Origin of the sequence: Delftia sp. WSY_16, assembly GCF_043104415.1 — a bacterium.
GTDB classification, from domain to species: domain Bacteria; phylum Pseudomonadota; class Gammaproteobacteria; order Burkholderiales; family Burkholderiaceae_C; genus Comamonas; species Comamonas tsuruhatensis.
On record NZ_JBICKS010000008.1, the window covers coordinates 46,257 to 70,796 of the forward strand.

The following is a 24,540-nucleotide window of genomic DNA, read 5'->3' on the forward strand; positions in this document are numbered from 1 at the left end:
CAGGTCCATTTCAGGGAATCAGCACCGTCGCGCCCGTGGTGCGGCGCGACTCCAGCGCCTGGTGCGCCTGGGCCGCATCGGCCAGCGCAAAGCTTTGCTGGGGCTCGCTGGCGATGCGCCCGGCCAGCACATGGTCGAACAGCTCGCGCGCCATCTCCAGCATGTGGGCGCGCGGCTGGATGTAGTGCACCATCGCGGGCCGCGTCATCCAGATCGATCCCTTGGAGGCCAGCAGCTGGGAGTCCACCACCACCGAGCCCGACGAGGTGCCGTTGCTGATCAGCCGGCCGCGCGGCTGCAGGCAGTCCAGCGAATCCATGAGCGTGTCCTTGCCCACCGAGTCATAGACCACGGGCACGCCCTTGCCGCCCGTGATCTCCATCACGCGGTCCACGATGCGCTCGCGTGAGGTCACGATGACGTGGGCGCAGCCGTTGGCGCGCGCGGCGGCGGCCTTCTCGTCGGTGCTCACCGTGCCGATCATGGTCACGCCCAGGGCACGCGCCCACTGGCAGGCGATCAGCCCCACGCCGCCGGCCGCCGCGTGGTAGAGGATGGTTTCGCCCCCCTGCAGCGGATGGACCTGGCGGAACAGGTACTGCGCCGTCATGCCCTTCATCATCAGCGTGGCCGCAGTGCGGTCGCTGATGCCGTCGGGCAGCGGGATCAGCACCTCGGCCGGCATCACGCGCACATCGCTGTAGGCGCCCTGCGGGCCCATCAGGTAGCCCACGCGGTCGCCGGGCCGCACTTCGGTCACGCCCTCCCCCACGGCCTCGACCACGCCCACGGCGTCCGAGCCCAGGCCGTTGGGCAGGGCCAGCGGATAGCGGCCCGTGCGGAAATAGATGTCGATGAAGTTGACGGCGATGAAGCTGTGGCGCACGCGCGCCTGGCCGGGTCCCGGCGCGCCGGCCTCGGCATGCTCCAGCCTGAGCACCTCGGGGCCGCCGGTGGTATGAAAGCGTATGGCCTTTGCCATGGAGTCTCCTTGTGTAGCGCCTGGGTGGGGCGCCCTGCATCAGTTGAGCCGGATGTCGAAGTTCCGGACGATCTCGGCATTGCGCTCGAACTCGGCGCGCAGGTCGGTGGACATCTGCTCCAGCGAGCGATCGCCTTCGACGGGCTCGAAGCCCGTGCCCGCATAGCGTTCGCGCACGGCCTTGCGGGCGTTGACCCGGGCCAGCGCGCCGTGGATCTTCTCCAGCAGCGGGCGCGGCGTCTGGGCCGAGGCGAACACGCCGCTCCAGTTGCTGAAATCCACCTCGGGGTAGCCCAGCTCGGCCAGCGTGGGCACCTGCGGGTAGTCGGGCAGCCGGCTCTTGTAGGCCACGGCCAGCAGCCTGACCTTGCCGCCCGCGATCAGCGGCTTGGAGGTGACCGATCCGTCGAACATCAGCGGGATCTGGTTGCCCATGACCTGGGCCAGCGCGGGCGCCGAGCCCGGGAAGGCCACATGCTCCATGTCCAGGTGGGCCCTTCTGTTGAGGATGGCGCCCGCGTACTGCGAGGCCGTGCCCTGGCTGTACGAGGCGAACGACAGCGTGCCCGGATGGGCCTTCACGTAGGCGATGGCCTCGGCCCCGTCGCGCGCGGGAAACTGCGGCGAGGCGATGAACAGCATCACCGAGCGCGCCATCTGCGCCACGGGCCGCACGTCCTTCATGGGGTCGAAGCCGACCTTGAGCACATGGGGCACCTCGGTGAGGATGTTGGTCACCGTCACCAGCAGCGTGCTGCCGTCGGCCGGCTGGGACAGCATGTGCTTGACGGCGATGGCGCCACCGGCGCCGGGCCGGTTCTCGACGATGACGGGCTGGCGTATCTCCTGCGCCAGCTGGTCGCTGATGATGCGCGCGAACACATCGATGGTGCCGCCGGGCGGCGCCGGCACGATGAGCCGGACCGGCTTGTCGCCGAAGGCGTGGGCGCCACCGGCCAGCAGCGAGGCGGCCAGGGCGATGGCCGTCCAGGGGGGCATGCGTTGCATCATGGGCTCCCGGTTCAGGCGGCCTTGCGCAGAAACCCCTGCTGGGCGCCGTTGCGGTTGGGCGCGAAGCCGTTGGCCGCCAGCGTCTCGTCCACGGTGCCGTAGAACTGGCCGATCCGGCAGATCTCCCGCGCCTGCTGCGCCGTGGCGATGGGGCGGCCGAACTCGCCTGCGATGCGCACCAGCTGCTCGATCTGCGCCACCGTGCCCATCTTGGCCGTGCGGCGCTGGTTCCAGAGGTTGTCCTCGGTACCGCAGCGCACATGCAGCCCCATGGCGATGCCCATCATGTTCACGGGCAGCACGTTGAGCACCGAGCTTTCCACGGTGAGCACGGCGCCATCGGGCACGGCGCGCACGAAGTTGGCCAGGCTGTAGATGCTGGGCGCGTCCATGCCGCCGCCGATCGCCACCCAGTTCATCACCAGCGGGCCCTTGTAGATGCCGCGGCGCATGAGCCGCTCCACCGACTCGAAGCTGTTGATGTTGTAGCACTGGAAGGCGCTCTGGATGCCGGCGGCCGACAGGCGCCGGATGTGCTCCTCGGCCCAGCCGGGCTGGGCGGGCACGGTCATCTCCCTGTAGGCATTGAAGACGGCCGGGTCCTCCATGGAGGTGCCGCGTATGTCGCGCGCATCGAACTGCTCCAGGAAATTCATCTGCGAGGTATTGATGGTCACCGTGACCTGGTCGGGCACAGGCTCCAACTCGGCCAGCATGTGGCGCGTGTCGTCGGACAGCCACTTGGCGGCCGCGCCGTCCGTCTCGGGAGCAAAGCTGATCGATCCGCCCACCTGGATGATCATCTCGGGCACGCGCGCACGCACGCCGGCGATCAGCTCGTTGAACTTCGACAAACGCTTGCTGCCTTTGCCGTCCAGCTCGCGCACATGCAGGTGCAGCACGGTGGCGCCGGCGTTGTAGCAGTCCACGGCCTTCTGGATCTGCTCGTCCATGGTCACGGCGATCTCGCCGGGAAAGTCCGAGGGCAGCCACGAGGGCGCATAGGGCGCGGCCGTGATGATCAGGGGCTGCTGGTTTTCGGGGAACAGGTGGCCGTCGAGAAAGTTCATGGCATGTCTCCTTGTGTAGTGATCGTGGTTCAGAAGGTCGGCGTGCCGACGATGCCCGCGCGCTCCATCTTCCGGTGGCTGGGCGGGTAGTCCATGGCCGCGTAGTGCTGGGTGGCGCGGTTGTCCCAGATCGCCACGCTGCCCGGCCGCCAGCGCCAGCGCACCTGGTACTCGGGGATGGCAGCCTGGCCGATCAGGTACTGCAGCAGGCCGGAGGCGCCCTGCGTGAAGTCCTGGCCCACGCGCACATTGGCGGGCGTATGGAAATTGGTGAAATGCGTGGTGAAGCCGTTCACGAACAGCACCTTCTCGCCGGTCTCGGGATGGGTGCGGACCACGGGATGCTCGGCATCGGGGTACTGGGCCTTGAGCGCCAGCCGCCTTTCGATGGGCATGGCCGCACCGAACGTGCATTCGATGCTGTGGCGCGCGCGCAGCGGCGCGATCAGCGCCTTGACGGCGTCCGGCAGGCGTTCGTAGGCCAGCGCCATGTTGGCCCACAGGGTGTCGCCGCCCACGGGCGGGCATTCCACGCAGTGCAGCACGCAGCCCATGGGCGGCGCCTCGCGCCAGGTGGCGTCGCAGTGCCAGGAATTCTCGTAGCGGTCGTTGGGCTGCTCGGGCGTCCTGTAGATGCGCACCAGGCCCGGATGCTCGGGATCGCTGCCGGCCACCGGATGGTCCTCCAGCTCGCCGAAGCGCCGCGCAAAGGCCACGTGCTCGGCGCGCGCCAGGCCCTGGTCGCGCAGGAACAGCACCTTGTGGCGCAGCAGCGCCGCCTGGATCTCCGAGAAAAGCGCGTCGTCGCGCACCGCGTCGGCCAGCCGAACGCCGAGCAATTCGGCGCCGATGGCGCATGTCATGGGCTCTATGCGCATGCCTGTCTCCTGTCATTGTTGTGAAGGCCCGTGGCGGCACGGTCCGCCCGGCGTGGGGCCGGTCTCTGCAATGTAGGAAAACCCGGTTCCGCGGACTATGCAAGCCATGCCATCCTCTTTGCATTTCGTGCCACCAGGCCACGGACTGACAGGAGGGCAAGCATGGTCACCATGGTGCGCGCGGCGGCCTTGACCCATTTTTCGGACGTCATGCGCGAACTGGGCTGCGACCCCGACAAGGCACTGCGCCAGGCCGGCCTGCGGCCCGCGCTGCTGCGCGAGCAGGACCAGCTGATCGACGTGGCCATCGTCGCGCGCCTGCTGGAAGACGCGGCCCAGTCCACGGGCTGCGAGTCCCTGGGCCTGCGCATGGCCCGGCACCGCCAGCTGTCGAGCTTCGGCGCCGTGAGCCTGCTGCTGCAGCACCAGCCCACGCTGCGCCATGCGCTGGACACGCTGGTCGCGCACATACACCTGGTCAACGAATCGCTGCTGATCCACCTGGAGGATGCAGGGGACATCGTCATCCTGCGCGAGGAATTCGTCCTGCACAGCGCCATGCGCCAGTCCGTGGAACTGGCCATGGGCGTGCTGTGGCGCATGTGCGAGGCATTGCTGCGCGAGCGCTGGCGGCCGCAGGGCGTCAGCTTCAGCCACGCGCCACCGGCCGACCTGTCCGAGCACCGCCGCATGTTCCGCTGCCGCATCACGTTCGGCGCCGAGTTCAACGGCATCGCCTGCCGCGCCACCGACCTGGACGAGCCCAACCCGCTGGCCGACCCCGCGCTGGCGCGCTATGCGCTGCGGCTGGTGGAGGCCATACCGGCCCACCGTGCCGCCTCCGTGGGCCATCAGGCGCGCCGGGTCATCTACCTGCTGCTGCCCTCGGGCAACGCCACCTGCGCGGGCGTGGCGCAGGGCATGGGGCGCAGCCTGCGCACGCTGCAGCGTGAACTGGACCGCGAGGGCCTGAGCTTCAGCGAGCTGCTGACCGAAGTGCGCCACGAACTGGCCCTGCGCTACCTGGACCATCCCCACTACAGCGTGGGCCAGGTCGCCGCCATGCTCGGCTATGCCAGCCACAGCGCCTTCACGCGCTGGTTCGCTGCGCAATTCGGTTGCGCGCCCGAGGCCTGGCGCAGCCGCGCGCAGGGACTGCCTCGCGCCTGACGTACCCAGCGTTCCTGGCGCACCTGGCGGACCTGGCGCACTTGATCGCACTTGACGCACCACCACGGCGCACCCCGCCCCTGCGCGGTGCGGCGGGCGCATTGCGGTGCACGCTGTCTGCGCACCAGACAGCGTGCACCACGGGCAGGCACCGCGCAGCGGTGCTGGCACGGCACTTGCATTGGCAGCCCTGACCCGCCGGCCCTGGCCTGCGGCCCGCAAAACACTGGATGCGCAACGCAGGACGCCAGATGAACATCGTTGTGATCGGCCACGGCATGGTGGGCCACAAATTTCTCGAGCAGCTGCATGCCCTGGGCGTGGCAGACGCGAACGTCACTGTGCTGTGCGAGGAGCCGCGCGCCGCCTACGACCGTGTTCACCTGTCGGAATTCTTCTCCGGCAAAAGCGCCGAGGACCTGAGCCTGGTGGCGCCCGGCTTCTTCGAGGCCAGCGGCTTCACGCTGCGCCTGGCGGCCAAGGCGGCAGCCGTGGAGCGGCGCGAGCGCACCGTGACCACGGCCGATGGCGAAGTCATCCCCTACGACAGGCTGGTGCTGGCCACGGGCTCGGCGCCCTTCGTGCCGCCCGTGCCGGGGCGCGACCGGCCGCACTGCTTTGTCTACCGCACCATCGAGGACCTGGAGGCCATGCAGGCCTCGGCCGCGAAATCACGCGTCGGCGTGGTGGTGGGCGGCGGCCTGCTGGGCCTGGAATGCGCCAAGGCCCTGCGCGACCTGGGCCTGGAGACCCATGTGGTCGAGTTCGCCCCGCGCCTGATGGCCGTACAGGTGGACGACGGCGGCGGCCGCGTGCTGCGCAGCAAGATCGAGGACCTGGGCGTGCAGGTGCACACGGGCCGCAATACGCTGGAGATCACCGACGGCGCCACGGCACGCCACCGCATGGTGTTTGCCGACGGCACGCACCTGGAGACGGACATGATCGTCTTCTCCGCCGGCATACGCCCGCGCGACGAGATCGCCCGCCAATGCGCCCTGGCCATAGGCCCGCGCGGCGGCGTGGCCGTGGACGACCATTGCCGCACCAGCGACCGCAGCGTCTACGCCATTGGCGAATGCGCCTCCTGGCGCGAGCAGACCTTCGGCCTGGTGGCACCCGGCTACGACATGGCGCGCGTGGCGGCACGCCACATTGCGGGCGAGGCCGAGGCCGCCTTCGGCGGGGCCGATCTCAGCACCAAGCTCAAGCTCATGGGCGTGGATGTGGCCAGCATCGGCGACGCACAGGGCAAGACGCCGCGCAGCCGCAACTACCAGTTCATCGACGAGCGCAAGCAGGTCTACAAGAAGATCGTGGTCAGCGAGGACGGCCGCCAGCTGCTGGGCGCCGTGCTGGTGGGCAATGCCGATGAGTACGGCACGCTGCTGCAGATGACGCTCAACAGCATCGCGCTGCCCGAGGAGCCGGAGTTCCTCATCCTGCCCTCCAGCGACGGCAAGGCCAGGCCCGGGCTGGGCGTGGACGCCCTGCCCGACACGGCGCAGATCTGCTCGTGCAACAACGTCACCAAGGCGCAGATCTGCGCGGCTGTGGGCGAAGGCGCCTGCACCATGGCCGAGCTCAAGTCCTGCACCCAGGCCGGCGCCACCTGCGGCGGCTGCGTGCCGCTGGCCACCCAGGTCATGAAGGCCGAGATGGCCCGGCGCGGCATGGCCGTCAACAACCATGTCTGCGAGCATTTCCCGCACTCGCGCCAGGAGCTGTACCACTTGGTGCGTGTGGGCGGCATCAAGACCTTCGACGAGCTGCTGCACCGACACGGCAAGGGCCTGGGCTGCGATGTCTGCAAGCCGCTGGCGGCCAGCATCCTGGCCTCGTGCTGGAACGAGTTCGTGCTGCAGCCGCAGCTCGCCAGCCTGCAGGACAGCAACGACTACTACCTGGGCAACATCCAGAAGGACGGCAGCTACTCCGTGGTGCCGCGCATGCCCGGCGGCGAAGTCACGCCGGACGGCCTGATCGCCGTCGGCCAGGTGGCCAAGAAATACGGCCTTTACACCAAGCTCACGGGCGGCGCCCGCGTGGACCTGTTCGGCGCCCGCGTGGAGCAGCTGCCGCTGATCTGGGAGGAGCTGATTGCCGCCGGCTTCGAGTCCGGCCATGCCTACGGCAAGTCGCTGCGCACCGTCAAAAGCTGCGTGGGCTCCACCTGGTGCCGCTACGGCGTGGACGACAGCGTGGGCCTGGCCGTGCAGCTGGAAAACCGCTACAAGGGCCTGCGCGCGCCGCACAAGATCAAGTTCGGCGTCTCGGGCTGCACGCGCGAATGCGCCGAGGCCCAGGGCAAGGACGTGGGCGTGATCGCCACCGACAAGGGCTGGAACCTCTACGTCTGCGGCAACGGCGGCATGAAGCCGCGCCATGCCGAGCTGATCGCCTCCGACCTGTCCAAGGACAGGCTGCTGCAGCTCATCGACCGCTTCCTGATGTTCTACGTGCGCACGGCCGACCGCCTGCAGCGCACCAGCACCTGGCGCGAAAACCTGGAAGGCGGCCTGGACTACCTCAAGGACGTGGTGGTCAACGACAGCCTGGGCCTGGGCGCCGAACTCGAGGCCCAGATGCAGCATGTGGTGGACACCTACCAGTGCGAGTGGAAGACCGCCGTCACCACGCCCGAAGTGCGCCAGCGCTTTCGCAGCTTCATCAACAGCGACCAGCCCGACGAGCACATCGTCTTCGTGCAGGAGCGCGGCCAGATCCGCCCGGCGCGCGCCGAGGAGCGCAGCGAGGCCACGGCCTGACACCCCCTAGAGACCCGCGACAAGGACCCGCCATGGCACATGCCTCCCACGAACACTGGCTGCCCGTTTGCGCCACCCAGGACATCGTCCCCGACACGGGCGTCTGCGCCCTCGTCCAGGGCCGCCATGTGGCGGTCTTTCGCATCGGCGACGACCGCTTCTACGCCATAGACAACGTGGACCCGCGCTGCGGCGCCAGCGTGCTCGCGCGCGGCCTGGTCGGCAGCCTGGGCGAGCGCGTCGTCGTCGCCTCGCCTATCTACAAGCACCACTTCGACCTGTCCACCGGCGAATGCCTGGAAGCGCCCGAGCACTCCGTGCGCGTGCATGCGGTGCGCAATGAGAACGGGCAGTTGATGGTGGCGCTGCACTGAGATTCGTGCGGAGCACAGCCGCGCAGGAAGGTCCTGCGTGCCTAGCTTCCCACACCATCCCTGCGCCGTTGCCACGCTGCAAGACCGGCCACGCCGCCCATCAGCGCCAGCAGCGCAGGCCACCCCAGCAGCGGCACCGCTACCGGGCCGGGCTGCGGGGGAATGTAGGGTTGCATGCTCCAACTGCCTTGGGCAGGCGAAAAAGTGAATCCTGTACCACCAGCAAGCACCTGCCTGCACACATTGCCATTCAACAAGACGCATGTGGTGTCCGAATGGTCACCAGCGATGTCCCCCGAGCCTGAGGCGATATTGAAAACGTCCACCGGCTGGCCTGGGACATGGGGCGCAGCGGGTGAAACCATCGCCAGGTTCCAGGCAGTGATATTGCCGCTGCCATCGGTAGAAACCTTGAAGCGCGGCGGATCACCGATCGAAATACCAGCCAGGATCTGTGCATTGGCCTGCGTATAGGTATTCACGCCGTCGCTGAACGACCAACTGCTGATCGGGTAGGACGTTCCCGGGCCGATGACGATGTCCGTCTGGCTGGCCGGCAGGGACGCAGGCAGGACCATTGAGCCGCTGATGCCCATGGCGGTGGTGTAAGGCGCATGGGCATCGTTGTAGTTGACGCCCGCATAGGTGTACTGGGTATCTGCCCATGCAGATCCAAGGCCTGAGAAGGAAAGGCATACGCTGGCAACTAAAGGCCTTATTCTCATCAATCTTTCCTTCAGTGGCTGAATGAAGATAAAAACAGAATCAATGAAGCAACTATTCCAATCCATTGCCTCGAGAAGTCACGTCAAAAATATATCCTGGAAATTTCAGGGATCTCAATTGATTTAATCAATAGAAATCCACAGCCAATTAATGACTGGCGAGCGTTTATGTCTGGAGCGTGTCGTTCACTTTTGCGTGCCCGAGACATTCGGGGGTGCCGAGCCGGGAAAGCGGCCGCCCATGTTTGATGGCTCGCCTGCGCCGTGATCTAAGCATCCGCACTGGAATGCGAGATGGCGCTGCACTGGGTTCGTCAGCTGCCCATGGCGCGGACCCCTGACAACCGGCCCGACGGTACCCGGGACTGCGGGCTCAGGCGTAAAAGGACAGCAACGCCAGGCACACGAACCCTCATTCTTTGCTTCGGCATCCTGGGCACGCTTGTGTTCGGCGCAGCCTTCGCCTTGTCGTTTTCCTCGCCATTGCTGGCCGAGAGCCTGGGCAAGGAGATCATCTGCATCGAGATCGAGCGCAGGCTGGGCATCCAGCTGGATACGCTGACAGGCTCGCGCATGGCGGACCTGGCCCAGAAGGCGCTGGGCAGGACAGATAGAGAGATCGCCGCAGTGCGGCGCGAGATCGAGGCCGGCATTCCCGACAAGCTGGCTTCGGTCATGACCGACATGCGCCGCGCCGACTGCGAATGCCGCAAGCGCAAGGCCGTCTACGCGCAGCAACGCCAGGCCACCCAGCTGGCATCGCCGATCCAGATGCGCGCCCGGCTGGTGGAACTCATCGAGTCGGCCTACCACCAGACCACGGCCAGCCTGGCCGAAGGCTCTGCCGTGGGCATCGGACAGACGCCTGCCTATGATGGCGCTTTGCCGATCCTCCGATATGCCCCTGGCGTCCTTACCATCCATGAACTACCGCATTGAAGACCACGTCCCCACCGTCCAGGACTACATCCAGATCCGGCTGGCTGCCGGCCTGAGCCGCAAGTCGCCCGAGGCGGCCGCCATCGGCCTGAAAAACGGCCTGTTCAGCGTGGTCGTCTATGCCGATGCAACGCCGGTTGGCATAGGCCGCGTGATCGGAGACGGTGGGTGCTTCTTCGAAATCGTGGACATCGCCGTCATCCCCGAGCACCAGAAAAAGGGCCTGGGACACCTCATCATGCAGCGCCTGATGCAGTACATCCACGGCAATGCCCTGCCCACGGCCTATGTCAGCCTCATGGCCGACCACGGCACGCCGGAGTTCTATCGCCGCTATGGGTTCGAACCCTCCCTGCTGCCCAAAAAGGCGGGCATGTCCTTGCGCATTGTTTGACTGCAGAGGCCCGATCAAGACAGAGATGAACAACAAACTGAGAGCAGCGGCAGTGATCGCCGCAGCGTTTTTGGCCGTGGCCTTCCTTGTACCCGCGCCGAAAAGTGTGCCGCTCACCGAGCGCTATCCCGGTCCGTGGAGAACTGATTTCAGCCGAGACATCACCATCGCGCTGGGCAAGAACCAAGCTCTCGGCTGCGTGCAATTCCAATACCGGGAGAGCCGCCTGGATCCAGGCGAGTACCTTGTGTACTGCAATGATCGGGGCATGTGGAGGTCCTATCTGGTCTGGATCCCGTCGCAGAAGATCACCGGGCCGCACATGATTGATGCATCGATTCCGCCGTGATCGAAGAATCCGCACTGGCATGCAAGATGGCGCTGCATTGAGTTCAGCCACGTCCCATGCCGGCGGCGCGGCACCATGAAATCCGCCCGACAGGGCGCCTGCCCGTGCCCGACCTGCGGGCTCAGGCGTACAAGGACAGCAACGCCAGGCACACGATGACCACGATGGCCGCCGTGATGACCATCACCCTGAAGCCGCCGTCGCTGCTGCGCAGCAACCGCAACTCCAGCAGGGCCGCACCCACCCGGGCCATCCAGAAACAAAGCAGTTCCACCATGGGCGCAGCATAAGCGGCCCGGAAGATCAGGTGCGGGGCGTGGAAAATGCCGGCGAGCGCCTGGGCATCGCAGGCCATCCAGATGTCGTGAAGCCCGTTACCCACAGGGAGATTTATGGAACAGATTCGGGAACAGTCAGCTGACCGCAGGCCAGCCACCAAGAGGAAAAGAATCCTCATGGTCTGCACAGGGAACATCTGCCGCAGCCCCACGGCCCACGGCGTGCTTGAAAAAATGGTGGCCGACGCGGGCCTGGCGGGCCGCGTCGAAGTGGACTCCGCAGGCACGCACGGCTACCACGTGGGCGAGGCACCCGACCGCCGCTCCCAGGCCCATGCCGCGCGGCGCGGCTATGACCTCTCGCAGCAACGCGCGCGGCAACTGCGGGCCGAGGACTTCACGGCATTCGATCAGGTGCTGGTGATGGATGGCGCCAACGAATCCGCCGCGCGCAGGATCTGCCCCGAGTCCGAATGGCACCGCGTACAGCGGCTGACGGACTTCTGCACCGAGCACACCGCGCGCGAAGTGCCCGACCCCTATTACGGCGGCGAACGGGGTTTCGAGGACGTGCTGGACCTGGTGGAGGACGGCTGCAGGGGGCTGCTGGCCACGCTGGGCATGGCGCCGCAAAAGCGCTGACAAGCCACTGCACTGCGACGATATGCGGGCTCTCATCCTGGTTTTCGGCATCGTGGGCACGGTTCTGTTCGGATCGGCCTTCGTGCTCTCGTTTTCCTCGCCATTGCTGGTCGAGAACCTGGGCAAGGAGATCATCCGCATCGAGATCGAGCACAGGCTGGGCACCCAGCTGGACACGCTGACAGGCTCGCGCATGGCGGACCTGGCCCAGAAAGCGCTTGGCAGGACAGATAGCGAGATCGCCGCAGTGCGGCGCGAGATCGAGGCAGGCATCCCCGACAAGCTGGCTTCGGTCATGACCGACATGCGCCGCGCCGACTGCGAATGCCGCAAGCGCAATGCCGTCTACATGCAGCAGCGCCAAGCCACCCAGCTGGCATCGCTGATCCAGATGCGCGCCCGGCTGGTGGAATTCATCGAGTCGGCCTACCACCAGACCACGGCCAGCCTGCTGCGGGAGTTCAGGATCTTCACTGCGTCCAATGCGCTGGTGTTTCTGGCCCTGACCGGCGTGACGGCGCGACGCAGGCGGGCGGGGTTGCAGCTGGCACCGCCCGCCATCGTGCTGGTGACCGCCTCAGCGGTGACTGCCATGCTGTATCTGTTCGCACAGGACTGGCTGCACACCATTGTGTTTGGCAGCTACATCGGCCTGGCCTACATGGCCTATCTGGCCTTTGCCATCGCGCTGCTGTGCGACATCGCATTCAACCGGGCACGCGTGTGCACACGGGCCATCAACGGCCTTGCGTCGTCTTTTGGCTCGGCATTCGAGGTCTTGCCTTGTTGAGCCCACGGCCCCACTTGCCCCGGCACCACGGCCTCCATAGCCCTCCCCACCCGCCACCACAATCCGCCCCTTGCCCGCACGCTTGGCCGCGTGGGCACCGAAGGTGCGCGCATGCTGCTGCAATGGATGCGCGCAGAGGCCGGGGAATCGCCAAGCCTGGATCTGGGTCATGAGCTGGTGGTGCGACAAAGCAATTGACTGGCTGATGCCTGGCTATCCATTCGCATATTGAGATAGAGTTCGGCGGCTTGGCCATTCCCGCCCAAGCCATTCTTCTCCACTGCACCTGTGCAATGGAGATTTTTCATTTCAATCCATCTTCAAAGAACATGAACACCATTGCATTGGGAGGACGCCTGCGACCGCAAGGCCCAATCCGGACTCGCCGGATCATGGCCGCCTTGCTGGCTGCGAGCGCTGTACTGTGTGTGCCGAACGGAGCATCGGCGGCCGAGAACGATGCACCATCTGCCTCTCTGGCTGCATTCGGTGATGCCGCTGCGGCAAGACGCCTGGAGGACCAGATCGCGGATCTTGTGAAAAAGCGCAATCAGGCGGGCATGACCAAGCTGGTGGGGCAGATCGCGCAGAACGATGGGGCTTTCATGGAAAAGATGGACAGCCTGACGCAGGCCAAAAATCGCGTTCCTGATCCTGAAATGGCCAGGATTGCCATGGCCCTCGGCCCTTGCCACCATGCCGGTTTTCTTCTCAGGAAAATGGCCTTCGCCCTTGCCGATGGTCAGGCAAAGCCCATCATTCGCAATGGGGTGATCATGATTGACGGCACGCACATGGACGATATGTATGCCGAGCAAATGTCGCGCTGTGAAAGGCTGGCCAAGCAGCCCATGCGGAAAATCAAGATAGGCTCCATGTGCTCCGTCAATGGCTCGGGCTGCGACGAGGATCCGGATATGGATTGAAGAGGCCGAGCGCTGAAAAGCGAAAGCAAGAAAAGAAAAGGCCGGGTCTGCCGCCCGGCCTTTGGTGACCGCCCCGGCGGTGACTTTTGGTTCGGCATTCAAGGCCTTGCCTTGTTGAGCCCACGGCCTCCTCCGCCCAGACAACTGCCGCAATCACAACGGCGGCATAGCCCCCAAGTCCCTACCCGCCCGCCACCACCACCCTCCCCTTGCCCGCGCGCTTGGCCGCATACATGGCCTCGTCGGCGCGCTGCAGCAGCTGGGTGGTGTTTTCCCGGGCGGAATTGAGGGCGATGCCGATGCTGGCGCCGACCTGGACGGTGGCACCGTTTTCCAGGCGGATGGGCTGGCAGATGGAGGCCAGGCAGCGCTGCATGGCCTGAAGGGCGTCGTTGGCCGAGGCCAGTTCGCCCAGCAGCAGCACGAATTCGTCTCCACCCATGCGGGCCACGCAGTCGGTTTCGCGGGCCTGGGTGGTGAGGCGGCGGGCGACGATGCGCAGCACTTCGTCGCCGGCATCGTGGCCTTCGGTATCGTTGATCTGCTTGAAGCCGTCCAGGTCCATGAAGCAGACGGCCAGTTGCCCCGGTCCGCAGGCCTGGGCCAGTTGGCGCTGCAGCCGGGCCTGCAGTGCGCGGCGGTTGGCCAGGCCGGTCAGCACGTCGTGCAGCGCCTGGTGCTGCGCGGCTTGCTCGTCACGCTTGAGCGCGTCTATGTCCACGAAGACCCAGATCGATTCGCCGTCGGCCAGGCCTGCGCCGCTGACATCGACCCAGAGCAGGCTGCCATCGCTGGTCTTCAGCTGCATCTGGGCATGGCATTTGCCGCTGGAGCGCAGTGCACCATAGGCCAGCTCGCCGGAGCGTTCATAGGTTTCCTCATCCGGGTAGAGGATGCGCGCCGAGGTGCCCTGCAGCTCGCCGGCCGGGCGCTTGAGCATGCGCTGCAGGGCCTGGTTGGTCCACAGCAGCCGGCGCTCGCGCAGGCGGGCGATGCCGATGAGGTCGTTGTCCATGAACAGTTCCTGCTGGCGCAGCAGCTCGGCAAGCCGGATGCGCGCCACGCGCTCGCGCTGCTGCAGCAGGTAGAGGCTGACCGAGCCCAGCGCGATCAGTGCCATGCTGAGACCCGTGAGTGCCCAGGCGCGCCAGGCCGATGCACGCCATGCGGCCAGGTAGCTTTGTGTGCCCAGGCCCGTGAAGACGGTCAGGGGATAGCCGGCCAGCCGCTGGTAGGCCGTGATGCGCTCCACGTCGTCCATCACCGTGGGCGTGATGTACCAGCCGCTGTCCCGGTTGCCGGCCAGGGCATGGTGGTACTCGCTGGAGACTGCAGAGCCGCCAATGCCGGCCACCGACCACGGATCGGCCGCCGAGTAGCGGGCCACCAGCAGGTCCTTGTCCGAGCGCAGCGCAATGGCGCTGTCGGGCCCGAAGGCCTGGCGACGGAACAGCGACTGGAAATGCGTGGCCGAGACCACGGCATAGACGATGCCCTTGAAATCCCCGTCCCCGGACTGCAGCCGGCGTGCCATCACGATGGCCCATTTGTTGAAGGAATGGCTGACCAGCGGATCGGAGATCACCATGCGGTCGGAGTGGCGCGCGCGCTCGAAGTAGCTGCGGTCGGCCACGGAAAACGGGGGCTCTTCCTCGTTGGCCGTCAGCAGCACCTGGCCCTTGGCGTCGGTCACGCGCAGCGCGGTGACAAATGGCAGCAGGGCACGCTGCTCCTGCAGGATTTCATAGAGGGCGAGGGCCGCCACATCGTCGCCGTCCAGGCCCCGGCTGCGGTAGCGGCCTGCCACGGTGGCCAGTGCGTTGTCCACCAGCCGCATCTCGGCCGTCAGCTCCAGGCTCAGGCTGCGGGCCTGGTTCTGGGTGACAGCCACGCCCAGGTCCAGGTCGGCCTGGTGGTTGGCGCGCAGGCTCAGCCAGGTGGCCAGGCCCAGCAGGCCGGCGACCAGCAGGTTGCCAAGCACCAGGCGCCGCAGCACCTTGTCAGAAAGAAGCGTCTTCATGGCGCCGGGTGTCCCTTTCCGTCTGGCTGGATGAGCGTCCGGGTGGATGGAGCCGCACATTTTTAGCACAAGGACGGGACGATCCAGACAAGGTTTTGACCGATGGCAACGGCGCTCGCGCCGCTGGCGTACCTTCACCTCCGCAAGAATGGTCGCTGCCTGGGCCAGGGCGGGGGCCGCTGCGCAAAGGCCTGTTGCGCCGGCCTCCTGAGAAAGTGCAGAGCCGTCATGCAGCCTGCAAGATCTGCCGCAGGTCGGCCGCGCAGTCCTGCGCGTCCTGCTCATGGCGGAACGCCACGCGCAGCCGGCCCTCGGGATCGAAGACATAGGTGATGGCCGAGTGGTCCATGGTGTAGGACGCACCCGTGGGCACCTTCTTGTAGAAGACCTTGAATTCCCTGGCGACCTCGGCCGTCTGCGCCTCGTCACCGCGCAGCGCGACAAAGCCGGGATCGAAGGCGCCCACATAGGCCTTGAGCACCTCGGGCGTATCGCGCTCGGGGTCGATAGTGATGAAGGCCACGGCCAGGCGCTGGCCATCGGGTCCCAGCAGCTGGCGTATTTCCAGGGCGCGCGTCAGCGCCGTGGGGCAGACATCGGGGCATTGGGTGAAGCCGAAAAAGACCATCAGGGCCTGGCCCTTGAAGTCGGCCAGCGTGCGCTCGCGGCCATCGGCATCGCGCAGGCGGAAGTCCCGGCCGTACTGGGCGCCGGTCAGGTCTATGCCCTTGAACGGTACGGCGGCGGGCTTGCAGCCGGCCAGCAGCGCCAGTGCGGCCAGGCCGCCTCCAAGGCAGGCACGGCGAGACAGGGCGACGGAAGCAACGGATGGGAGGGTCGAAGAAAAATCGGCGGCGCGCTGCGGCGCCGCATGGCAATCGAAACGGAACATGGCATCCCTGCGTGGAATCTTGGCGAAGCCGCGCCGCCAAGGCTGCGCCCGGCCGGTGCGGCAATGTTCTGAGACAGGCCAGCGGCCAGACAGCGCGGGACAGCGCTGCAAGCAGCCAAGGGCTCAGGCGATCAACAGCAACAAGGGAGGCCCGCGCGGCGGCAGCGGCGCGCCGACCAGGGAGGCAATGCGGGCAGAGACGATGGGCTGCAGCGCGCGGCCCATCGGCTGCAGTTGCGCCCAGGAGGGAGGGACATGCGCCGGCGGCGGCGTCACCGCCAGGCACAGAGGGCAGTCCAGCGAATGCTGGGCAGACACCGCCTGTCCTTCTTCACCGTTTACCACGACCAGCCTGACGCTGCCGCCAGCCGTGCAGACCAGCTCCATGGCCTGCGGGTGCACCAGGGGCGATGCAATGGCCAGGCCCAGCGTCAACGCGAACCACGCCATGACCAGGCGGGCCAGTGGGACGGAGTTGCGCAGGGCTTGCATGGCTGGGGATTATGGGGGGTAGGCCGTCACAGGGCCACGCCGACCTCGTCGCAGGCGGCCCAAAACCGGGCCGGGTCGCGCACCTGAAAGCGCTGTCCGCCGCGACGCGCCTGCACGATGCGGTCCAGCCGAAAGGTGCGCACGCCCTCGCGCTCGCAGTCCCAGGCCAGCAGGTACCAGAACGGCCAGGCCAGCAGCAGACATTGCGGCTCCACCACGCGCTCGCTGCGGCGCTGGCGTCCGTCCAGGTAGGTCAAGGCCAGCATCCATTGCTGTGCAAATGCCTGGTAGACGCTGGCGCGCGCCTCCACGCCCTGCGCACGCTCGCGCAGCGAAGCCTGGACTTCGACGGACACCGGCGAGGCCACGCGGATGCGCTGGCGCAGTTGCGCGATATCTGCGCGATCGGCCGGCGCAAAGCAGCGCGCGAACTGGCGGCGCAGTTCGCCATGACGCCCCGCCAGCGACAGGCCCAGGGCTTCCGACAGCGCCAGGGACATCAGCAGCTCCAGCGCGTCGTCACCCCGTAGCGTCACGCGGCCGGAGGGCCAGCGATGGACCACGCGGACACCGCCGCCCCTGCCCGAGGAGCTGTCCAGCTCCCAGCCCTGCTGCCTGAGCAACGACAGGTCGCGCGCCAGCGTGCGCTGGCTGACGCCCAGTTCCTCGGACAGCGCCGCCACGCCGTGCACGGCGCCATCGGACAGGCGCTGGGAAAGGGCGTCAAGCCGGGACAGACGGGCGGGCAGCGTGCGCGGTTTCATGGCCGGCATCATGGCGCAATTGACAGCCATTGAATGGCAGCGATGCAGGGACCATGGGCGGCATGTTCAATCCACGGAGAAATGCCATGCAAGTCATCGAATGGGCAGCGTTCAGCCTGCTGCCCGGTGTGACGGAAAACACCCTGCTGCAAGCAGCCAGCGCCATGCAGCACCAGTTCCTGGATGTGCAGGGCGGATGCCTGTCACGCCATCTGGTCCAGCTGGGCCAGGGGCGCTATGCGGATGTCGTCACCTGGCAATCACAGGAGGCTGCCCGTGCCGCCCTGGCGCAGGCCGGCCGGTCGGCTGCCTGCGCGGCCTACTTCGGACTGATGCGCGTGGAGCATCCTCCCTTGCTGGGCGCCAGCGTGTTCAGCCACGGCGGGGAACATGGACTGCCGCAGGGCATGGAGTTCTCGTTGTTCCGGCTGCGCCCCGGCGCCGATTCTCATGCCTTGGCCGCCGCCGCGCACCGCATGGCCGATGGCCTGTACCGGAATGAGCCCGGCTTCACGGCCCATGGCGTGATGCGCAGCGCCCACGACCCCGGCCTGTATGCCGACGTGGTGCTGGCCGACAGCGCCGGCCGCGCCCACCAGCTGTGCAGCAAGTGGGGCCAGGGACCGTTCGATCCGGCCTGCCAGGACTATCTGGAACTGATCGCGCCGGAGTCGGCACAGCTGCAGTTCTGGGACAGGGTGGCCTGAGCGCCGCCATCGCCGCGCCTTGGCCGGATGCCGGATATGCGTGGTATCCGTATCCGCCAGCCTGCACCGGCCATCCCATAATCACCTTTTCCCCAAGCAGTGACCGCCATGTCGAAACTCCATGTTGTGCAGCAGGGCCAAGGCCCGGCCCTCGTTCTGAGCCACGCGCTCGGTTGTGACCTCCAGATGTGGGACGGCGTGGCCCAGGCCCTGCAAGACCGCTTCACCGTGGTGCGCTACGACCACCGGGGCCATGGCCGCTCGCCCGCCATCGGCGAGGCCTTCGACATGAACGATCTGGCCGACGACGCCGCTGGCGTGATCGAGGCGCTGGACCAGGGGCCGGTGCACTTCGTGGGCCTGTCCATGGGCGGCATGACGGCCCAGGCCCTGGCCGCGCGCCATCCGGCGCTGGTGCGCAGCATCACCATCGCCAATTCGGCCAGCTACTACGACGAGGCCGCGCGCGCAGGCTGGCAGGCGCGCATTGCCACGGTGCGCGCCCAGGGCGTGGCCGCGATTGCCGATGGCGCCATGCAGCGCTGGTTCACGCCCGAATTCCGCGCCGGGCAGGCCGCCCGAGTGGCAGCCTTGCGCGCCGGGCTGGAGGCCACGGCGGCCGCGCCCTATGCGGCGGCCTGTGCGGCCGTGGGCGGCATCGATCTGCGCGAGAGCAACCGGCGCATCGCCTGCCCCACGCTGGTCATTGCAGGCAGCCGCGACGAGGCCACGCCCCCTTCCCTGTCCGAAGACATGCAGGCGCAGATTCCGGGCGCGCAGCTGGTGTCGCTGCCCGCCGCGCATTTGAGTGCCGTGGAAATGCCGGTGGAATTTGCGCAGTTGGTGAGCGACTTTGTCGCGCAGATCCGCTAGATCTGCCGTCCTGCCCGGACGGAATGGTCGCTGAGCGACGCCGCTAGCAGGCCGGTATCACGGCCGGCAGATCAACTCCGCCACGTCCATCAGCAAGGCCTCATCGATCTGCTCGCGCAGGTCCACGGCCAGCCTGCGCCGGTAGAACACGCCCAGGTCCAGCCCCACGCCCAGCGCGCGGATCTGCACATCGCCCGCGCGCTCGTGCCGGGCGATGACCTGGCGCAGGTGCTGGTCCAGGTAGTGCTCGTCGTTGGCCTGGTGCGTGGCCGTGTCCATGGGGCAGCCGTCCGAGATGACGAGCAGGATGCGGCGCTGCGCGGGCCGCGCCAGCAGCCGCTCGCAGGCCCATTCCACGGCCTCGCCGTCCACGCCCTCGCGAAACAGGTCGGGCCTGCGCAGCGCGGCAATGCCGTGGCGGGCGTGGCGCCAGGGTTTGGCGGCATCCTTGAAGACGATGTGCAGCCGCTCGTTGAGCCGGCCCGGGATGTAGGGCTGGCCCGCGCGCTGCCAGTCGCGGCGGGCGCGGCCGCCGTTCCAGGCCTGGGTGGAAAAGCCCAGCACGTCCACCGGCACGCCGGCCATGGACAGCGCGCGGCCCAGCAGGTCCACCAGCAGGGACAGCGGGCGCGCATGCGCCTTCATCGAGCCCGAGCAGTCCAGCAGGAGGGCCACGGCCGCATCGCTGACGGGGCGCGGCAGCTCGTTCCTGAAGATGGCGCGCTGCTGCGGATCGCTGACCAGTTGCGCCAGCCGGCTTGCATCCAGGTGCCCATCCTCCAGGCCGAACTGCCAGCCGTCGTGGCGCGGCACGGCCAGGCGCTGCTGCAGGTGGCGGGCCAGCCGGCCCGCATGCAAGCCGCTGCGCGCCAGTTCCTCATCCATCTGCTCGCGGAACTCGGCCAGTTGCGCGGCGCGGATCAGCTCGGTGGCCTGCGCCTCGCGGTCATAGGCGCGCGTGAACACGCGGTAGCTGTGGGCCGAGCCGGCCCAGGCGCGGCTGTCGCCGCTGAGCGCCACGGGCGGCGCATCCAGGCTTTGCGATTCAAAGTGCAGCGGCAGCGCGAAGCTGCCCCGCCGGCGCGGCCCGCCAGCGCCGCGCGGCGCCTCCTCCTGGGCTGACCGCACGGCCTGGCCCACCCAGCGGCTGATGGCCAGGGCCGGCGCAATGAAGGCCTGCTGGTCCTGCCGGTGGCGGCGCAGCAGGGCCCACTGCGCGCCCAGTTGCGCGGACAGGCCGGCGCGCGTGGCCTCGGCCAGGTCGGCCAGGGCATCGGGCGGCTCATGGCAGCTCAGGCGGCTCCAGGCGGTCAGCGCCACGGTGAACAGCAGGATGCCCAGGCTGCTTTCGGTCAGGCCCGAATCGGCAAAGGCCTGGCTCCAGTGCACAAAGCGCGCATGCAGGTTGGCGCGCGCGCCGGGCCATTCCTCGGGCGCCAGGCTTTCCACGCGCAACTGCTCCAGCAGTTCGAACACCAGCCGCTCCACCGGGTCGCCGGGCAGGTGGCGCGCGTGCAGCGCGGCATCGCTCAGGCGCAGGCGCAGGCTGGCACCGTCGAGCAGGCCGCGCTGGTCGGCCAATCGGGCCGGCACATCGGATTGGTGGGCCGCTGCCAGCACCACGGGCGCCGTGCCCCGGTACAGCGTCTGCCCGCTCCATTGCAGCGAGGCATCGCCCGCCATGGCGCGCAGCAGCGCGCCGCCCCAGGCCTCCATGCGCGCCAGCGAGGGGGATGCCTCAGCAGGCATGGGCGGGCTCGTCGCGCAGCGCCAGTTCCTGGCCGAAGCAGCGCTGGAAGTACTCGGCCACGATGGCCCGCTCGGCCGGTTCGCACTTGTTGAGGAAGGACAGCTCGAAGGCCAGCCGCAGGTCATGGAAGATCTGCGCGTTCTCGGCCCAGGTGATGACGGTGCGCGGCGACATCAGCAGCGACAGGTCGCCCACCGCAAAGCCCTTGCGCGTGAGCGCGGCCAGCGCCACCATGGCGGCCACCTGCTCGCGCCCCTGCGGCGTGGCCAACTGCGGCACGCGCGCCAGCACGATGGCGGCTTCCTCGGCCGGTGCCAGGTAGTCCAGGCTGGTGACCAGGTTCCAGCGGTCGAGCTGGGCGTGGTTGAGCATCTGCGTGCCGTGGTACAGGCCGCTGAGGTTGCCCTGGCCCAGGGTGTTCATGGTGGCGAAGAGGCGGAACTGCGCATGCGGCTGGAGCACGCGCTTTTGGTCCAGCAGGGTGAAGCTGCCCTCGCGTTCGAGCACGCGCTGGATGACGAACATCACGTCGGGCCGGCCCGCGTCGTATTCATCGAAGACCAGGGCCACGGGCCGCTGCAGCGCCCAGGGCAGGATGCCTTCCTGGAACTGCGTGACCTGGCGGCCCTCCTGCAGCACGATGGCGTCCTTGCCCACCAGGTCCAGCCGGCTGATGTGGCCGTCGAGGTTGACGCGCACGCAGGGCCAGTTCAGCCGCGCCGCCACCTGCTCGATATGGGTGGACTTGCCCGTGCCGTGCAGCCCCTGGATGACCACGCGCCGGTTGTGCGCAAAGCCGGCCAGGATGGCCAGCGTGGCCTGCGGGTTGAAGCGGTAGGCCGGGTCCACGGCCGGCACATGCTCGCTGCGTTCGGCAAAGGCCGGTACCTGCATGTCGGTGTCCAGGCCGAAGGTCTCGCGCACGCCAAGCGTGCGCGTGGGATGCATCAGGGTCAGCTCAGTCATCGTCAGGGGCTCCCGGGGGGACTTCGTCGTTGATGCGCGCAATCGCCTCGGCCGCCGCGCGCAGTTGGGGAAGAAAGGACAGCGCCCGTTCGCGCGTGAAACGCATGATGGGCGCCTGCACGGCCAGCCCCATGTTGGAGGGGCCGCCCTGGATGGAGGGCACGAGCACGCCCAGGCACAGCAGGCCGGGCAGGAATTCCTCGTTGTCGAAGGCATGGCCCTGGGCGCGCACCTGGTCCAGTTCGGCGTCCAGCGCGTCAAAGGCCGTCAGCGTGTTGGCCGTGAAGCCTTCCAGCGGCACGGCCGACAGCAGCCGCCTGCGCTGCGCGGGCGCCATCTGGCTCAGGAACAGCTTGCCCGTGGCCGAGCAATGGGCCGGCACGCGCGAGCCCGGGTGCAGATAAAAGCGCAGCGGCGCGGGCGTTTCCACCCGGTCCAGGTAGAGCACCTCGCTGCCCGAGAAGGCGGTGATGTTGCAGCTCTCGCCGATGTCGCGCACCAGTTGCGCCAGCACCGCGTGGCGCGCGCCATGCGTGGTGTTGTTGAGCAGCACGCTTTCGGCCAGCCGCATCAGGCGCCGGCCCGTGCCGTAGTGCCGTCCGTTGCCCTCGCGCTGCAGGATGCCCGCGCCTTCGAGCTGCTGGAGCATGCGGTGCATGGTGGGCTTGGGCAGGCCTGTCTCCTCGACCATGGTCTGCAGCGTGAAGGGCTCGTTCTTCTGCGCAATGGCCTCCAGCAGCGCGAACAGCCGCAGGTTGGGGGTATCGCCATCGATACGGGCAGGGACAGGGTCTCGGGTGTTCATGGTGTTGGCCATCATATGTTTTTCAATTTTTCGAGTCAATTTGTTCCGAAAAAAGAAATTTGTTTGACATCCAGGCGAAATCACACCTAGACTTGCGCCGTAATTTCTTTTTTCGGAACTTAAAGTTCCATTTTCAAGGAGACAACATGACTGCAGCCAACAATCGTACGGTGGTCGAAGGCGTCCAGAAGATGACCCCTTCCGAAGCCTTTGTGGAGACCTGCGTGGCCAACGGCGTCACGGAGATGTTCGGCATCATGGGCTCGGCCTTCATGGATGCCATGGACATCTTCGCGCCCGCCGGCATCCGCCTGATCCCCGTGGTGCACGAGCAGGGCGCGGCCCACATGGCCGACGGCTATGCGCGCGTCTCGGGCCGCCACGGCGTGGTGATCGGCCAGAACGGCCCCGGCATCAGCAACTGCGTGACCGCCATTGCTGCCGCCTACTGGGCCCACAGCCCCGTGGTCATGATCACGCCCGAGACCGGCACCATGGGCATGGGCCTGGGGGGCTTCCAGGAAGCCAACCAGCTGCCCATGTTCCAGGAGTTCACCAAGTACCAGGGCCATGTCTGCAACCCCAAGCGCATGGCCGAGTTCACGGCCCGCTGCTTTGACCGCGCCATCTCCGAGATGGGCCCCACCCAGCTGAACATTCCGCGCGACTACTTCTATGGCGAAGTGCAGTGCGAAATCCCCAAGCCCATGCGCGTGGAACGCGGCTCGGGCGGCGAAAACAGCCTGCAGGCCGCCACGGAACTGCTGGCCACGGCCAAGTTCCCCGTGATCCTGGCCGGCGGCGGCGTGGTCATGGGCGATGCGGTCGAGGAGTGCCGGCAGTTGGCCGAACGCCTGGGCGCACCCGTGGTCACGGGCTATCTGCGCAATGACGCCTTCCCCGCTAAGCACCCGCTGTGGGCCGGCCCGCTGGGCTACCAGGGCTCCAAGGCCGCGATGAAGCTCATCGCCCAGGCCGACGTGGTGATCGCGCTGGGCTCGCGCATGGGCCCCTTCGGCACCCTGCCCCAGCACGGCATGGACTACTGGCCCAAGAACGCCAAGATCATCCAGGTCGAGGCCGACCACACCAACCTGGGCCTGGTCAAGAAGATCTCGGTGGGCATCCACGGCGACGCCAAGGCCGTGGCACGCGAGCTGGGCCGCCGCCTGCAGGGCCAGACCCTGGCCTGCGACGCCACCAAGGCCGCGCGCGCCGACACCATCGCCACCGAGAAGGCGGCCTGGGAAAAGGAGCTGGACGAGTGGACGCATGAGCGCGACCCCTACAGCCTGGACATGATCGAAGAGGCCAAGGGCGAGCGCACGCCCACGGGCGGCAAGTACCTGCACCCGCGCCAGGTGCTGCGCGAGCTGGAGAAGGCCATGCCGCCGCGCGTGATGGTCTCCACCGACATCGGCAACATCAACTCCGTGGCCAACAGCTACCTGCGCTTCGACGAGCCGCGCAGCTTCTTCGCGCCCATGAGCTTCGGCAACTGCGGCTATGCCCTGCCCACCATCATCGGTGCCAAGTGCGCGGCGCCCGACCGCCCGGCCATCGCCTACGCCGGCGACGGCGCCTGGGGCATGAGCATGGTGGAGATCATGACCGCCGTGCGCCATGACATTCCCGTCACGGCCGTGGTCTTCCACAACCGCCAGTGGGGCGCCGAGAAGAAGAACCAGGTGGACTTCTACAACCGCCGCTTCGTGGCCGGCGAGCTGGAAAGCGAGAGCTTCGCAGCCATTGCCAGCGCCATGGGCGCCGAGAGCATCGTGGTCGACCAGATCGAGGACGTGGGCCCGGCGCTGAAGAAGGCCATCGACCTGCAGATGAACCACGGCAAGACCTGCGTGATCGAGGTGATGTGCACGCGCGAACTGGGTGACCCGTTCCGCCGCGATGCGCTCTCCAAGCCCGTGCGCTTCCTCGAAAAGTACAAGGACTTTGTCTAACCCCCTGAGGCGCTGAC

The 24,540-nt window shown here is 67.4% G+C and carries 25 protein-coding genes; 12 read left to right on the top strand and 13 right to left on the bottom strand.

Annotated elements, in window-relative coordinates; translation table 11 throughout:
• Window positions 1–10: 10 nt before the first annotated feature.
• From ACF8O7_RS06005 to ACF8O7_RS06020, 4 genes are read right to left on the bottom strand one after another with little or no spacing between them, the layout of a single operon-like run.
• A complete protein-coding gene (locus ACF8O7_RS06005; RefSeq protein ID WP_154835242.1) occupies window positions 11–982 on the bottom strand; it encodes a quinone oxidoreductase in 972 nt (323 codons plus the stop codon).
• 39 nt (window positions 983–1,021) lie between these two features.
• Window positions 1,022–1,990, bottom strand: coding sequence for a tripartite tricarboxylate transporter substrate binding protein (locus ACF8O7_RS06010; RefSeq protein ID WP_026062972.1), 969 nt, complete (start codon window positions 1,988–1,990; stop codon window positions 1,022–1,024).
• A 14-nt stretch (window positions 1,991–2,004) separates the two neighbouring features.
• Entirely contained in the window at window positions 2,005–3,063 is a 1,059-nt protein-coding gene (locus ACF8O7_RS06015; RefSeq protein ID WP_012203932.1) for a 3-keto-5-aminohexanoate cleavage protein, read from the bottom strand.
• A 29-nt stretch (window positions 3,064–3,092) separates the two neighbouring features.
• Window positions 3,093–3,941: a TauD/TfdA dioxygenase family protein gene (locus tag ACF8O7_RS06020; protein WP_392442739.1), complete on the bottom strand. Its 849-nt coding sequence runs from the start codon at window positions 3,939–3,941 to the stop codon at window positions 3,093–3,095.
• 162 nt (window positions 3,942–4,103) lie between these two features.
• Between ACF8O7_RS06020 and ACF8O7_RS06025 the strand changes: the two genes are divergently transcribed.
• The 3 genes from ACF8O7_RS06025 to nirD all read left to right on the top strand — a co-directional run bounded on the left by ACF8O7_RS06025 (window position 4,104) and on the right by nirD (window position 8,253).
• Window positions 4,104–5,111 (top strand): AraC family transcriptional regulator, encoded by a 1,008-nt coding sequence (locus ACF8O7_RS06025; RefSeq protein ID WP_392442741.1) that lies wholly within the window; start codon window positions 4,104–4,106, stop codon window positions 5,109–5,111.
• Between the two features lie 251 nt (window positions 5,112–5,362).
• The gene (nirB, locus tag ACF8O7_RS06030; RefSeq protein ID WP_203399869.1) at window positions 5,363–7,879 is read left to right on the top strand and encodes a nitrite reductase large subunit NirB; all 2,517 of its coding nucleotides are present in this window, start codon (window positions 5,363–5,365) and stop codon (window positions 7,877–7,879) included.
• A 32-nt stretch (window positions 7,880–7,911) separates the two neighbouring features.
• Window positions 7,912–8,253: a nitrite reductase small subunit NirD gene (gene nirD, locus ACF8O7_RS06035; RefSeq protein WP_288899043.1), complete on the top strand. Its 342-nt coding sequence runs from the start codon at window positions 7,912–7,914 to the stop codon at window positions 8,251–8,253.
• 41 nt (window positions 8,254–8,294) lie between these two features.
• Here the strand turns inward: nirD and ACF8O7_RS06040 are convergent, their stop codons facing one another.
• The gene (locus ACF8O7_RS06040) at window positions 8,295–9,044 is read right to left on the bottom strand and encodes a hypothetical protein (RefSeq protein ID WP_254788042.1); all 750 of its coding nucleotides are present in this window, start codon (window positions 9,042–9,044) and stop codon (window positions 8,295–8,297) included.
• Window positions 9,045–9,443: 399 nt separating this feature from the next.
• Here ACF8O7_RS06040 and ACF8O7_RS06045 point away from each other — a divergent pair, with 399 nt between their 5' ends.
• From ACF8O7_RS06045 to ACF8O7_RS06055, 3 genes are read left to right on the top strand one after another with little or no spacing between them, the layout of a single operon-like run.
• Window positions 9,444–9,917, top strand: a complete 474-nt coding sequence (locus ACF8O7_RS06045) for a hypothetical protein (RefSeq protein ID WP_279493145.1) — start codon at window positions 9,444–9,446, stop codon at window positions 9,915–9,917.
• Complete coding sequence (locus ACF8O7_RS06050) at window positions 9,901–10,311, top strand: GNAT family N-acetyltransferase (protein ID WP_279493146.1); 411 nt, start codon at window positions 9,901–9,903, stop codon at window positions 10,309–10,311. Before ACF8O7_RS06045 ends, ACF8O7_RS06050 begins: the two co-directional genes overlap by 17 nt.
• Window positions 10,312–10,336: 25 nt before the next feature.
• Entirely contained in the window at window positions 10,337–10,660 is a 324-nt protein-coding gene (locus ACF8O7_RS06055) for a hypothetical protein (protein WP_046240901.1), read from the top strand.
• A 121-nt stretch (window positions 10,661–10,781) separates the two neighbouring features.
• Here ACF8O7_RS06055 and ACF8O7_RS06060 read toward each other — a convergent pair whose 3' ends face one another.
• Complete coding sequence (locus tag ACF8O7_RS06060; RefSeq protein ID WP_279493147.1) at window positions 10,782–11,015, bottom strand: hypothetical protein; 234 nt, start codon at window positions 11,013–11,015, stop codon at window positions 10,782–10,784.
• Between the two features lie 100 nt (window positions 11,016–11,115).
• Between ACF8O7_RS06060 and ACF8O7_RS06065 the strand changes: the two genes are divergently transcribed.
• The 3 genes from ACF8O7_RS06065 to ACF8O7_RS06075 all read left to right on the top strand — a co-directional run bounded on the left by ACF8O7_RS06065 (window position 11,116) and on the right by ACF8O7_RS06075 (window position 13,296).
• A complete protein-coding gene (locus ACF8O7_RS06065; RefSeq protein ID WP_279493148.1) occupies window positions 11,116–11,580 on the top strand; it encodes a low molecular weight phosphotyrosine protein phosphatase in 465 nt (154 codons plus the stop codon).
• 22 nt (window positions 11,581–11,602) lie between these two features.
• Window positions 11,603–12,370: a hypothetical protein gene (locus ACF8O7_RS06070; protein WP_392442746.1), complete on the top strand. Its 768-nt coding sequence runs from the start codon at window positions 11,603–11,605 to the stop codon at window positions 12,368–12,370.
• Window positions 12,371–12,618: 248 nt separating this feature from the next.
• On the top strand, window positions 12,619–13,296 hold the full coding sequence (locus ACF8O7_RS06075) for a hypothetical protein (RefSeq protein ID WP_392442749.1): 678 nt from the start codon (window positions 12,619–12,621) through the stop codon (window positions 13,294–13,296).
• A 181-nt stretch (window positions 13,297–13,477) separates the two neighbouring features.
• Here the strand turns inward: ACF8O7_RS06075 and ACF8O7_RS06080 are convergent, their stop codons facing one another.
• From ACF8O7_RS06080 to ACF8O7_RS06095, 4 genes are all read right to left on the bottom strand, one after another.
• Window positions 13,478–15,316, bottom strand: coding sequence for a diguanylate cyclase domain-containing protein (locus ACF8O7_RS06080; protein WP_343740222.1), 1,839 nt, complete (start codon window positions 15,314–15,316; stop codon window positions 13,478–13,480).
• Window positions 15,317–15,542: 226 nt separating this feature from the next.
• Window positions 15,543–16,208, bottom strand: coding sequence for an SCO family protein (locus ACF8O7_RS06085; RefSeq protein ID WP_034367807.1), 666 nt, complete (start codon window positions 16,206–16,208; stop codon window positions 15,543–15,545).
• A 123-nt stretch (window positions 16,209–16,331) separates the two neighbouring features.
• The gene (locus ACF8O7_RS06090; protein WP_016450071.1) at window positions 16,332–16,700 is read right to left on the bottom strand and encodes a DUF2946 family protein; all 369 of its coding nucleotides are present in this window, start codon (window positions 16,698–16,700) and stop codon (window positions 16,332–16,334) included.
• A 26-nt stretch (window positions 16,701–16,726) separates the two neighbouring features.
• Window positions 16,727–17,464 (bottom strand): YafY family protein, encoded by a 738-nt coding sequence (locus tag ACF8O7_RS06095; protein ID WP_223275176.1) that lies wholly within the window; start codon window positions 17,462–17,464, stop codon window positions 16,727–16,729.
• Between the two features lie 86 nt (window positions 17,465–17,550).
• On the opposite strand from ACF8O7_RS06095, the gene ACF8O7_RS06100 reads away from it, so the two are divergent.
• Together ACF8O7_RS06100 and pcaD are read left to right on the top strand one after the other, a co-directional pair.
• Complete coding sequence (locus tag ACF8O7_RS06100; protein WP_209803430.1) at window positions 17,551–18,171, top strand: hypothetical protein; 621 nt, start codon at window positions 17,551–17,553, stop codon at window positions 18,169–18,171.
• A 108-nt stretch (window positions 18,172–18,279) separates the two neighbouring features.
• A complete protein-coding gene (pcaD, locus tag ACF8O7_RS06105) occupies window positions 18,280–19,044 on the top strand; it encodes a 3-oxoadipate enol-lactonase (protein WP_209803428.1) in 765 nt (254 codons plus the stop codon).
• Window positions 19,045–19,101: 57 nt separating this feature from the next.
• On the opposite strand, the gene ACF8O7_RS06110 is transcribed toward pcaD, so the two are convergent.
• The 3 genes from ACF8O7_RS06110 to ACF8O7_RS06120 are packed head-to-tail and all read right to left on the bottom strand — an operon-like array spanning window position 19,102 to window position 22,580.
• On the bottom strand, window positions 19,102–20,793 hold the full coding sequence (locus tag ACF8O7_RS06110; protein WP_392442752.1) for a cobalt chelatase: 1,692 nt from the start codon (window positions 20,791–20,793) through the stop codon (window positions 19,102–19,104).
• Entirely contained in the window at window positions 20,783–21,760 is a 978-nt protein-coding gene (locus ACF8O7_RS06115; protein WP_013803829.1) for an AAA family ATPase, read from the bottom strand. The genes ACF8O7_RS06110 and ACF8O7_RS06115 overlap by 11 nt, the downstream gene beginning before the upstream one ends.
• The gene (locus ACF8O7_RS06120) at window positions 21,753–22,580 is read right to left on the bottom strand and encodes an IclR family transcriptional regulator (RefSeq protein ID WP_016454304.1); all 828 of its coding nucleotides are present in this window, start codon (window positions 22,578–22,580) and stop codon (window positions 21,753–21,755) included. Before ACF8O7_RS06120 ends, ACF8O7_RS06115 begins: the two co-directional genes overlap by 8 nt.
• 131 nt (window positions 22,581–22,711) lie before the next feature.
• Here ACF8O7_RS06120 and xsc point away from each other — a divergent pair, with 131 nt between their 5' ends.
• Window positions 22,712–24,523 carry a sulfoacetaldehyde acetyltransferase gene (xsc, locus tag ACF8O7_RS06125; RefSeq protein WP_209672567.1) on the top strand — a complete coding sequence of 604 codons (1,812 nt, stop codon included), beginning with the start codon at window positions 22,712–22,714 and terminating at the stop codon, window positions 24,521–24,523.
• The last annotated feature ends 17 nt before the right edge of the window (window positions 24,524–24,540 follow it).